Below are 11,339 nucleotides of genomic sequence, written 5' to 3' on the forward strand. Positions count from 1 at the left end.
ATGCAAACTAACAATTAGAAGTTATAGATCGGGTAACGTATGATAAGTGAAAATAACAAATCGCGGAGGCAATCAATGGATTGGCATCAGATTAATTATTTTCAGACAGTGGCGCAAGTGCAGCATATTACACAGGCAGCAAAACAGCTGTCCATATCTCAGCCCGCTCTCAGCCGTTCGATTTCAAAGCTTGAAGACGAGCTGGGCGTTCAGCTTTTTGATCGCAAAGGCAGGAATATTTATTTGAATCGGTACGGGAAAATGTTTTTGCATCGTGTGGAACAATCTATCAGACAAATTGAAATCGGTAAACAGGAAGTGTGGAATGAAATCCATCCCAACAACGGCACAATATTGTTGTCTTTTTTGCCGTCGCTTGGCATGAGTATGGTTCCGGATGTGATCAGCTCGTTTCAACACATGTATCCTCATGTCAATTTTCAGTTGACCCAAGCATCAAATCAGCAGATTATCGAGCAATTAACGTCAAGAGAAGTGGACATCGCATTGACTTCGCTTCGTGATGAAAACGATGAGGTGATCTGCCAGCCGCTTTTAACAGAAGAGTTATATTTAGCCGTTTCTGCTGAACATCCGCTCGCCTCATATGATGAAATTGATTTGAAAATGGCGGAGCGTGAACCGTTTATCTCTTTTAAAGATACAAATGTTCTTCACGGCATGATTAAAGAGTTGTGTGAAAAAGCGGGATTTTCACCGGATGTCGTATTTGAGGGAGAAGATATTGTGACAGCTTCCGGGTTAGTCGGCGCTAAACTGGGGGTGTCTCTTATCCCTGACTTGCACGTTTTTGATAAAACAAAGGTCAAACTTCTAAGTGTCACCAATCCGATCTGTAAAAGAGAGATTGGTTTGGCTTGGAGGAAAGACGGCTATTTATCGCCGGCAGCGGAGAATTTTATAGCGTTTATTCAAACCCGGCTTAACAGAAAAGGGGGAAGATAAATGACTCACATCCGCCGCGGCACACTTCAATTCAAAAAGGTAAACTTCGCTTTGTTTGCTGGCGGATTTTGCACGTTTGCCATCCTTTGGGGAACGCAGCCGCTGCTGCCTGATATCGCAAACGATTTTCACCTGTCACCGGCGGTTTCAAGCTTAAGCCAATCAGCGGCAACGATTGCTTTAGCCATCAGTCTGGTATTCGCCGGTTTTTTATCAGAAATGTACGGGCGGAAGCAGATAATGGGCGTGTCATTATTTGCTGCATCCGTCCTAGCCGTTCTCACAGGGTTTGTTTCGGACTTTCAGCTGCTCGTCGTTTGCAGGGCGCTGCAGGGAGCCGCATTAGCGGGGCTTCCCGCGGCGGCAATGGCTTATTTAGCTGAAGAAATTGAGCCGGACAGCTTGGGAATGGCAATGGGGCTTTATATCAGCGGAAATTCGATTGGCGGCATGACGGGACGCATCATCAGCGGCTTTCTGACGGATTCCTTCAGCTGGCATACGGCTTTGCTGACGATCGGCCTCATCAGTTTGCTGGCAAGCATTATCTTCTGGACGATCCTTCCTGCCTCTTCTCATTTTACGCCCCGGACATATAAAAGAAACGACATTTTTACCTCATTTTACCGTCAATACAGGACGCCCGGTTTCGGCTGCCTTTTGATCATCGGTTTTTTATTGGAAGCCGGCTTTGTATCTTTATATAACTATATCGGTTTTCAATTGATGAAGCCGCCTTATTCACTAAGCCAAACGGCAGTCGGATTTATTTTTCTCGTATACCTTGTCGGAACGTTCAGTTCAACGTGGATGGGCATGTTAGCAGACAAATACGGCAAAAGAAAAATCCTGCCATTCTCATTGGTGATTGTCATGATTGGTGTCTGCATTACTTTATCTGCTGATATAGGGATCATGATTTTAGGAGTTGCGATTTTCACATTCGGCTTTTTTGCGGGCCATTCGATCTCCAGCAGCTGGGTTGGTGAACTGGCCGTCCGCGATAAGGCACAGGCCGCGGCCTTATATTTGTTTTCCTATTATGTGGGAGGGAGCATCGGGGGGACTGCAAGCGGCGCTTTCTATCACCAATTCGGCTGGGGCGGCATTGCCGTCATGATCACGGCGCTTTCTGCCGTTTCAGCAGCCGTTTCAGTCTGGCTGGGATTATTGACGAAACGAAAAAAAGATAAACACCAATAGGCGTTTATCTTTTTTGAATTACAGATAAATGCTTACAGCAGAATAGATGAGCAGCAGACACATCACGATGCGAAACGCTTTATCGTGTTTCTCAAAGAGATGTTTAAAAACAGAGCCGAACGCCGACCACAGCAGTAAAGCCGCCCAGCCCAGGAGAATAGCCGACGCGAGCCAGAACGCAATCAATGGATACGTGTGCTGAAATGGCAATATAAAGGCGCTCATTAAGGTTAAAAAGAATAAAATACTCTTTATATTGATCATTTGAAACAGAAATCCCGATAGAAAAGACGATCGGGTTTTTTCAGAATCGCCTTTTGATGTTTTGGGCAGCGAGATCTGCCAAGCCAAATAGAGCAAATAGACGGCTCCGGCAATTTTAAAGTAAGGTTCCACGACGGGAATCCAATGATAAACACTCATGGTAAACAGACCGCTGAGAATGCCGAGCACTGCAAATCCCGTCAGGATGCCGCCGTTAAAACGCCATGAACCGATAAAGCCGGCTCTGCGCGCTTCATTCATCATTAAAATATTGCTCGGCCCGGGCGTAATAGATGTCATCAGGACATAAGAAAGAAAAGCTATGATACTCATTAAATCACCTTCATTTGCTAATGTGATGGAACCGTTTTTTATTGTATGATAAGAATAGTTATAAATAAAATTGAAAAATAAAATCGCATTATTGATTTTTTCGATACATCTTAGAGGTGAATTCATATGGAGATCAGACATCTTATTACATTTCAGGCCATTGTAGATAAGGGAAGCTATACAGGGGCCGCGGCGAAGCTGGGATATACGCAGTCGACGATTACGACTCATATTCAGGCGCTTGAACAGGAGATCGGCGGCGCATTATTTACGTACGAAAAAAGGCGTCTGAAACTGACGCCTTTAGGGAGAGAGCTGATACCGTTAGCCGAGGATTTACTTTCCGCCCATGACAAGATCAAAAATATGCAAAGCATTCACGAGGTGAAGGGCGTTTTAAAAATTGCGGCGCCGGAGTCTTTGACCATTTCCAGACTGGGGCCGATTATCAGAGAATATTCCATGAAGTATCCGAACGTCAATATCATATTGAGCAACGGAACATGCGGGCAGAATCAGGTGGAATTAGTAAGTGGCCGCGTGGATATCGCATTTATGGTGTATCCGGAGATACAAATGGAAAAATGCATACATCATTCTTTATTGGAGGAACGCATCGTCCTCGTGGCGGGCAGTGACGCACCGGAACATTTTGACGACTATCAACAAAGCGGCAAGCACTTTTTTATTACAAATGAAGAAGGATGCAGCTATCGGACTATGTTTGAACGATTTCTCGTCAAGCATGATATCAGTCATTTACAAACAATGGAATTGTGGAGTATAGAAGCAATTAAGCAGACGGTGATGAGCGGACTCGGTTTCTCCGTTTTACCTTATATTACGGTAAAAGAAGAGGTAAAAGCGGGGAAGCTGAAAATTCTTCAGCAGTCTGAGCCGTTCGAGCGGCTTTATTCTCATATGCTGGTCAAAAAGAAAAAATGGCAGCTTCCGGCCGCTGAAGCTTTTGTGTCGCTTGTTCTTGAGATGATAGGTTAATTTGAAAGCCGATGCCTGCGCGCATCGGCTTTTGTTTTTGTCCGGAATCTTAATGACATTTTCGATGTCAGCCAGCTTTGACTCCATACCTACCTTTTTTAAAAAAAGAGAGCTGATCAGCAAATATGGTATGATTTACATAATCAGGGAGTGAGAAGATGAATATGAAGAGAGCGTATTACGCTATTTTATACAGCCAGACCGCTATCAACTTGGGGTTCTCACTTTATACGATGGCTGTCATCTTGTTTTTGTTTACAAAAACCGGTTCGACGGCGATGGCCTCTCTTATGACGTTCGTCAGCATTGTATGTCGCGTATTGGGCAGCGCCATTTTGCCGCTGGTCACCGGCCGGTTCACGCTTCGGTCTTTGTTAATCAGTTCTCAATTGATTCAGATCACACTGTTAGTCTGTTTGTTTTTTGTCATCCAAACCGGTTCATCCGCATTCTTTTTTCTGATGTTTTGTCTGATCGGAGGCATTTCTTTTTGCAACGGATGGTTTGCTCCGATAAAAAGCGCACTGATTGGGGAAATCATTCCTCCTGATCGAAGGGCGAAAGCGAACGGTTTATTATCTGCGGCGGATCAGACCGTTCAGTTTGCGGGGTGGTCTCTGGGCGGCGTCATCATAGCGTTCTTGGGAGAGAGCGATACAATGATCGTCACTGTCATGTTATTGGTTTCTTCGGTTTTGGGCATCATTCTGTTTCTTCAAGTACGCTTGTGTGCGCCGGCAGCAGTCAGGGAACGTTCCCTTTTTGCAGATGCGGCAAGCGGCTGGGTGTATTTATTTCAGCAAAAACAGCTCAGGGTTCTCATTGTGATGGATGTGATCGAATCGTGGGCAGGCATGATATGGATCGGGTCTGTGTCCTTGACTTATGTGCATGACGTCCTTCATAAAGGAGAGGCTTGGTGGGGGTATGTCAACGGAGTCTATTATGCAGGGACGATGATCGGCGGACTGATCATCTATAAGTTATCCGGTAAGTTTCAGCATCATCTCATTCCGCTTATGCTGACGGGAGCCTTGGCATATGGAATGTTCACGTTTATTTATGGGTTGATCACAAGCGCCGTTACGGCCCTTTTTCTGGTGCTGTGTATGGGGCCGGCTTGTGTATTACGAGATCTCACGCAGGAAACATTCCTTCAAAACATCACGACCGAAAAGACACGGGTCAATATATTAGCGGCGAGATCAGCTTTAGTTCAGTTCATTTTTATGTTTTCCATTATCGGAACGGGGGTTATCTCGGATGTATTCGGCGTGCGGTTTATTTATATTGGCGCAGGCCTCCTCTTATTAATTTCGGCTTTTATCGGATTTTCTCAGCTGCGAATGAAGAAGATGGTACAAAGCCGCATGTAGTGTAGTATAATGAGGAACGTACGTTCTATATCGAGAGAGGAGAGGGTAATGTGGGACATCTGGCACTGCAATTGTATGATTATCATCTTTGGGCAAATCAGCAAATATTCACCCGGCTTAAAGAGCTTCCGGAGGATGTGTATCGTAAGGAGATTCAAAGTGTCTTTCCGTCGATAGCCGGTGTATTGACTCATGTGTATCTGTCGGATAAGGGGTGGTTTGATGTGTTCTCCGGAGAGCGTCTGGAGGATACGCTGAAATCAGCTGAACAGCAAAAAGAGGACATCTTGTCTAAAGAGATAGAAGAGCTGGAAGATATGTTCTCGGAATTATCAGACCGGTATCAATTATTTTTGCAAAAGGAAGAAAATATCAGTCTCCCTCTTGAAATAGAGCATCCGTCAGGTGACATCATGAAAACCGCAGCGGCCGATATGATCCTCCATGTTGTGAACCACGGAACGTATCATCGCGGGAATATAACAGCCATGCTCAGACAGATGGGGTATGCTTCTGTGCCGACGGATTACGGTATGTATTTATATATAAACAATAAGTAAACAAGACAGCCAACGCGGCTGTCTTGTGATATCCGTAAAAAAGCCAAATCATATGAGTGATTTGGCTTTTTCATTTGCTATGCCATGTTCTGCAGCCGTTCTAAACTGTTTTTCCAATTCGCTTCAAGCGCTGTAAAAGCAGCGGCGGCATCTTGCTGTTCTAATGCGTGAATGATATCAGAGTGTTCATTATATGATCTGTTTAAAGCGCCGTTTTCACTGAAATAGCGGATTTCCATTCTCTGAATTTTGACTTTCAGGCTTACTAGCAATTTGTGAAGTTCGGCGTTGTCCGCAAGCAGAATGATGCGATGGTGAAATGCATTGTCCGCTTCCAGGATGGCCAGTTTATCGCCGTCTTTCATTGTTTGAAGAAGATTTTCATTCAGCTGTTTCAATTCCTGAATCACGGCATCGTCCACATGCGGGAGAGCTTGCTGCAATGCGAGTTTTTCAAGCGTCCAGACGATGGAATACAAGTTTTCCGCTTCTTTTAACTCAATCGGAGCGACAAGCGTCCATCTGTTCGCTTTTGTTATCACCAAGCCGTCATCTTCCAGCCGCAATAAGGCTTCCCGTATCGGGGTGCGGCTGATTCCCAATGTTTCCGACAAATCCTTGTCCTTTAACTTTGTTTCCGGTTTGAGCTTGCCCGTTATGATCCAGTTTCTGAGTGTGCGATACACTTCGTCCCGCATGATGGTTCTTTTCAGCACAGGTTCTTTGTTTTGATTATCCAATGGAACACCTCATGAATCGTAGTATACATATTTGCATTTTACCACAGTCCGGGCGCTGGTTAGAAATGAAGAGGGACGTCTAAGAATGAATCGAACCGAGATGCTTCATCTCAATATGCTGAAAGTCAGCGGAGCCGCCTTCAGAAAAGAGCGTGATTCCCTGATCTTCGTGTTTTGGGAACACTTCATTTGTCAAAACGGTTTTTCCGTCGTCTGCAAATACTTCAATACTTGTTTTATCCACGAGAATTTTCAGATGGACGCGCCCTTTGTTTCCGTCAAATGGGGCTTTGCTTTCGGCGTATGCACCGGTTTTATCAGGCTGGTCTGTAAACGATCTGTTCACATAGGCATAGCCGTCTTCTGCCGAAATACCGACATCAATATGCCGACTTTGGTCTGCTGATTCTCTGAGTCTGACGCCTGCATTTTTGATATCTGACCAAGCGATATCCATATCAAGCTGATATGTATCACCTTTGATCGGCAGTGTCTCTGAACCGTTCACCTGTTTGAGTTCTATGCTGTCAGTTGAAGAGGTTAATTGGTTCAATGCTTCAACCGGCTCTGACACAAGGCTGTATGTGCCGCCGTCCTGCTGCTGAAGGCGGATTTCACGGACGATAGAATCCGTACCGTTAAAGCCGTTTTTTAGTGTCGGTGTTTCATTCGGATAATCCCAATTGTTCATCCATGCCAGCGCATAGCGTTTTGTCAGCGGATCTTCGCTATTACCGTCCTCAAATGTGACGCCGCCGTACCAGTCAAAGCCGTAATCGAGCCATTGCGGTTCTTCTTGATCGGCGGAAAATTCCTTCCCGTCAAAGTTTCCGGTCCAATACGCGTACGTATTCGGTTTGCCTGCGGGTTTGCCGTTTGCGCTTGCGCCCAGAACCCACTTGGCTGTTCCGTCATCTGCACGCATCATATAAAGGTCGGGGCATTCGACGAGGCCGATCTGCTGAGTGATAAAACCGCCCGTGTATGTCCAATTTTTTAAATCGGGTGATTCATAAAAACCGATTTTTTCGCCTTCGGCCATGGCCATCACCCATTTGTCATCCTGTTCATCCCAGATCACTTTCGGGTCCCGGAAATCCTTAGTTCCCGGATTTTTCATCACGGGCTGATCACTATAGGAAGTAAACGTTTTTCCTTTGTCCGTGCTGTACCATAAATATTGTTCCTGGGCTTTTGTTTTGGCTGTCGGCTGCGTTGTGACGGCGACCAGCGCGTTTTTGCCGAAGCCCGCGGTGTTGTGTTTATCAATGACGACAGAACCGGACCATATATCGCCGTTTTCGTTGGTGTATTTCGGAATAGCCGTGCCTTCGTCCGTCCAGTGCACCAAGTCCTCTGATACGGCGTGCCGCCATTCTGTGCCGTTGCCGTTCGGGTAATCCCGATTATAAAGATAGTAGTAATGATATTTCCCCTCGAAAAAAATGGGCTTTTGAGGGTCGTTTTTCCATTTGTCCGGGGTCGTAAAATGATACGCCGCACGGTAATCTTTCTTATGCTCCGTGTTTGTGTCAGAGGAATTGTGGCTTTTGTTCGGCAGTAAGCCGACAAACAGGAACGCACCCAAAAAGATCAATATTACAACGGGCCATTTTCGTGCCATGATTGAGTTCACCATCTTGTTGAGAAATAAAAGAAAATGCCAATGAAGTATCGGCATTTTCTTTTTGTTGTTATTAGTTGTTAACCGTAAGCTGTCCTTGTTCAAGGATGCTGTTTTTAACAACGGATGTTTTCTTGCCTTTGATGTTCATTAAGAAGCTTGGCGCAAATGTTGCCTTTTTATCCTCAAAGAAGCCTCTGTTTGTCATGTAGCTTGTGATCACGACATTGTTGCCTTTGGCTTGCGGCACTGCGAAGTGAGAGTAAGTGAACGTTACATCGTTAGGATCAAGACCCATTTGCAGTACAAGACCAGTTTTGTTCAGCGGCTTGTAAGGACCTGTTAAAGAGTTTGATACATAACCAAGCATGTAGATATCGTTGGAGTTAATACCGTCGATCGTCATTTTTGAACCGCGTGAATCAGTGAACAGATACCATTTGCCGTTCATTTTGAAAACATTCGCGCGCTCGATTTCATCAGTTACCGTGTTTGAAGTGATCAGCGGCTTCATGACTTTTTTCAATGTGTAGTCATTGTTTAATTCTACGATGCCGAGGGCGCCGTTCGCTAATTCAGCATCGCGTTTTTTAGCACTTTGCTGAAGCTTCTGACTTTCTTTACGGAAGAAGTTTGTGCTGCCGCCGTAGTACGCTTTGTTAAACAAAGATTCTTCGCCTTGGTATCCGTTATCTGTTCCCGTGTTGGCTTCGAATACAAGGTATTTATGGCCTTTGTCTTCAACGTAGTGAGGGTCTCTCAGCGTATGGTTGTCGCCGGATGTATAGTTCCCTTCATCGATAAACTGCTGAACGTTTTGATATGTTTTTCCGTCACCGTCAAAAATCGTTTTATGATCTTCCACTCCGTTGATCTTGAGCGTGTCATCAGATTTTGACACATTTACCTGCGCCGTTGTCAGGCTTTGTTTGCCGTAATGTTTACCGGAAAAGTCAGTGTAGAATAAACGGATTTTCCCGTCAGATGTAAAGGTTGCAGAACCGGACCATTCTTGTGTCTGTTCTTTCAGGATTTCATCGTTGGCGTCGAACTTATCGCTGTCTTTAAAGACACGGCCAGCGTTTTTCCAGCTGTCGATCGAGTTATCGCCGACTTTTTGATAAAACATGTAGATGGATGTGTCATCAGCGTCTTTCGGGCTTCCGGCAAGAGCAAACACGACGTGATAGCCGTTGTATTCAGCTACTGTTCCGTCAGCGTTTTGGAGCGGCCAGCTGTCCCACACATCCAGTCCTTTTGCGGACTCGATATTTTTAATTGTTGATTGGTCGAATTGAGGCACTTGGTATTTTTCACTTTGCTGCTGTTTAGGGATCTGCAGCATATCATGGCGTGTGATGTGAGAGACGCCGTACGTTTCTTTGTAAGGTTTTTGGGTATTTTCTTTCGCGAAGGCTTGAGTCGCTCCCCCTGCCAGAAGTGCAGTCGTAAAAGTTAGAACTGTGGCTCGTTTTGCAAATTTTTTGATGTTCATGTTCATGTCTCCTTTTGTATGTACCTTTTTTTGCGATCTGCCGATTCGATCCTCCTGCATTCATGGATGGCAGGTTTGTTACAGAAAAAAAGACCTAAAATATGTATGGGGTGACGCCAAAGAATACACTTTGCCCTTAACACATTTTAGGTCTTGCCTGCTTTATCAGTAACAATCCTGCATGATTTACTTGTCGACATCATTCTATTAGACTCTGATTCTATTGACAACTGGTCTATTTTCCTCTTTTGGATGATAGTAAAATGAAAAAAGGCCTTTTAATATATGGGTAATTGAGACTAAGGGGTGCTCTGGGCCTAGGAAAAAACCTCTCTAAAAAAGAGAGGTTATTTTTTCTTGATAGATAATAAAGCGATGGTAGCTAAAATCAGCAAAGTACCCAGCCATTCTGATATTCCGAAGGGAACATGCAGCCAGATCACAGCTAAAAAAGCTGCCGACAGCGGCTCTGCACAAGCGAGCAGGCTGGTTTCAGAGGCACTCAGATATTTCAGGCTTTCCAAGTAGCAATAAAAAGCGATGAGCGTTCCGAAAATGATGATAAACACGATCGCGGCATATGCAGGAAAGGACCACTCGCCTTCAAATTTCCAGGGCGGGCGGATCAAGCTGAGGGCGGCTCCGCCGATCAGCATGCCCCATCCGACAATAATGGCAGATCCCCATTTCTTCAGCAGACGATGCGGCTGAAGGGTGTAAAACGCCAGTGCAAACGCCGAACTGATGCCCCAAAAGACGGCCAGACCGGATACGGACAGGCTTCCGACATTCCCGTGCGTGACCAAAATGAATGTGCCGGCAACCGCCAATAAGACGGCGAGCAGCTCTTTTCCTGAAGGAATTCTCTTTGCGCGAATCGCTAAAAAGCATGTAATGATCGCTGGCCCTAAATACTGAAGAACGGTAGCAGTTGCCGCGTTGCCGTACTCAATTGCCGCGAAGTAGGTGTATTGAACGCCTAACATTCCGAAAATCCCGAATAAAAGAAGGGGAATTCTGTCCCGTCTGTCTTTCCAAACAGCCCATATCCGTCCTTTTTCTTTGCGGTACGCGATGCCGAGCAGAAGCGCCCCTGACACCAGAAGGCGCACCGAAGTCAGCCATTCTGTATTAAAATGGCGGTGCTGGAACAGATACTGGGCAACCGTTCCCGAGACCCCCCATAAGATAGCTCCTGTAAGCACAAGCCAAATGCCTGTTGTTCGTGAATAAGAAAGAGCAGCGTGTTTTTCCAGGATAGACACCCCCGATTCTGATGTTCTGATATTAACTTACAATAATTAGGAAAACGAACTCCTTACATGTGATATATTATATATTGTATATTAAATTCCGTCAAAAAGATTTTCGGAGAAAGCTCTTACAAAACGGCCGTCTGATGAATGAGCAATAAAAAAACACCCCGGCGGGTTGGGACTGACCCCATAAGATGAGACAAATAAAAACACCTTCAAGTTTGAATACGGATGATTGTTATCCGAAATTAGACTTGGAGGTGTTTTTTCTATGGGGACAAGAGTGAGTTATCCGGTTGAAGTGAAACAGAAGGCTGTAGAAATGAGATTGGCAGGCGTACCTATGAAAGAGATCCTGCAGGAGTTGAATATTAAGAATAAGACACAGGTTCAGACATGGGTTAGATGGTATAAGGCTGGTGATACACATCGATTCGAACAGCCTGTTGGAAAGCAATACACTTACGGAAAAGGTCCGGAGTATTCTTCCGATTTAGAGAAACTGCAGGCAGAGATTCGTTAC

The 11,339-nt window shown here is 45.1% G+C and carries 11 protein-coding genes; 6 read left to right on the forward strand and 5 right to left on the reverse strand.

Translation table 11 applies throughout. The features are described from left to right. Positions 1 to 75: 75 nt before the first annotated feature. Positions 76 to 966 carry a LysR family transcriptional regulator gene (locus BR62_RS0111110; protein WP_032870856.1) on the forward strand — a complete coding sequence of 297 codons (891 nt, stop codon included), beginning with the start codon at positions 76 to 78 and terminating at the stop codon, positions 964 to 966. Next, positions 967 to 2,169, forward strand: a complete 1,203-nt coding sequence (locus BR62_RS0111115) for an MFS transporter (protein ID WP_032870858.1) — start codon at positions 967 to 969, stop codon at positions 2,167 to 2,169. It begins immediately after the preceding gene. 18 nt (positions 2,170 to 2,187) lie between these two features. On the opposite strand, the gene BR62_RS0111120 is transcribed toward BR62_RS0111115, so the two are convergent. Continuing rightward, a complete protein-coding gene (locus BR62_RS0111120; RefSeq protein ID WP_012118916.1) occupies positions 2,188 to 2,766 on the reverse strand; it encodes a LysE family translocator in 579 nt (192 codons plus the stop codon). Between the two features lie 126 nt (positions 2,767 to 2,892). On the opposite strand from BR62_RS0111120, the gene BR62_RS0111125 reads away from it, so the two are divergent. The 3 genes from BR62_RS0111125 (at position 2,893) to BR62_RS0111135 (ending at position 5,701) form a co-directional block, all read left to right on the forward strand. After that, positions 2,893 to 3,765, forward strand: coding sequence for a LysR family transcriptional regulator (locus BR62_RS0111125; RefSeq protein ID WP_007409874.1), 873 nt, complete (start codon positions 2,893 to 2,895; stop codon positions 3,763 to 3,765). Between the two features lie 158 nt (positions 3,766 to 3,923). Then, a complete protein-coding gene (locus BR62_RS0111130) occupies positions 3,924 to 5,141 on the forward strand; it encodes an MFS transporter (RefSeq protein WP_032870860.1) in 1,218 nt (405 codons plus the stop codon). A 50-nt stretch (positions 5,142 to 5,191) separates the two neighbouring features. Next, the gene (locus tag BR62_RS0111135; protein ID WP_015240966.1) at positions 5,192 to 5,701 is read left to right on the forward strand and encodes a DinB family protein; all 510 of its coding nucleotides are present in this window, start codon (positions 5,192 to 5,194) and stop codon (positions 5,699 to 5,701) included. A gap of 77 nt (positions 5,702 to 5,778) precedes the next feature. On the opposite strand, the gene BR62_RS0111140 is transcribed toward BR62_RS0111135, so the two are convergent. From BR62_RS0111140 to BR62_RS0111155, 4 genes are all read right to left on the reverse strand, one after another. Then, complete coding sequence (locus tag BR62_RS0111140) at positions 5,779 to 6,441, reverse strand: GntR family transcriptional regulator (RefSeq protein ID WP_007409865.1); 663 nt, start codon at positions 6,439 to 6,441, stop codon at positions 5,779 to 5,781. A 79-nt stretch (positions 6,442 to 6,520) separates the two neighbouring features. Continuing rightward, positions 6,521 to 8,077 carry a glycoside hydrolase family 32 protein gene (locus BR62_RS0111145; RefSeq protein ID WP_156097782.1) on the reverse strand — a complete coding sequence of 519 codons (1,557 nt, stop codon included), beginning with the start codon at positions 8,075 to 8,077 and terminating at the stop codon, positions 6,521 to 6,523. A gap of 61 nt (positions 8,078 to 8,138) precedes the next feature. After that, positions 8,139 to 9,560, reverse strand: a complete 1,422-nt coding sequence (locus BR62_RS0111150; protein WP_015240964.1) for a glycoside hydrolase family 68 protein — start codon at positions 9,558 to 9,560, stop codon at positions 8,139 to 8,141. 347 nt (positions 9,561 to 9,907) lie between these two features. Continuing rightward, positions 9,908 to 10,825: a DMT family transporter gene (locus tag BR62_RS0111155; protein ID WP_007409862.1), complete on the reverse strand. Its 918-nt coding sequence runs from the start codon at positions 10,823 to 10,825 to the stop codon at positions 9,908 to 9,910. A gap of 262 nt (positions 10,826 to 11,087) precedes the next feature. Between BR62_RS0111155 and BR62_RS0111160 the strand changes: the two genes are divergently transcribed. Continuing rightward, on the forward strand, positions 11,088 to 11,339 hold a 252-nt coding region (locus BR62_RS0111160; protein ID WP_032870864.1), incomplete at its 3' end, for a helix-turn-helix domain-containing protein.

Origin of the sequence: Bacillus sp. UNC69MF (genome assembly GCF_000746035.1) — a bacterium.
In the GTDB taxonomy this organism is placed as follows: Bacteria; Bacillota; Bacilli; order Bacillales; family Bacillaceae; genus Bacillus; species Bacillus velezensis.

Excerpts from the sequence above, each read along its gene's own strand:
- BR62_RS0111110 (WP_032870856.1), top strand. The coding sequence starts at position 76 with ATGGATTGGCATCAGATTAATTATTTTCAGACAGTGGCGCAAGTGCAG.
- BR62_RS0111115 (WP_032870858.1), top strand. The coding sequence starts at position 967 with ATGACTCACATCCGCCGCGGCACACTTCAATTCAAAAAGGTAAACTTC.
- BR62_RS0111120 (WP_012118916.1), bottom strand. The coding sequence starts at position 2,766 with ATGAGTATCATAGCTTTTCTTTCTTATGTCCTGATGACATCTATTACG.
- BR62_RS0111125 (WP_007409874.1), top strand. The coding sequence starts at position 2,893 with ATGGAGATCAGACATCTTATTACATTTCAGGCCATTGTAGATAAGGGA.
- BR62_RS0111130 (WP_032870860.1), top strand. The coding sequence starts at position 3,924 with ATGAATATGAAGAGAGCGTATTACGCTATTTTATACAGCCAGACCGCT.
- BR62_RS0111150 (WP_015240964.1), bottom strand. The coding sequence starts at position 9,560 with ATGAACATCAAAAAATTTGCAAAACGAGCCACAGTTCTAACTTTTACG.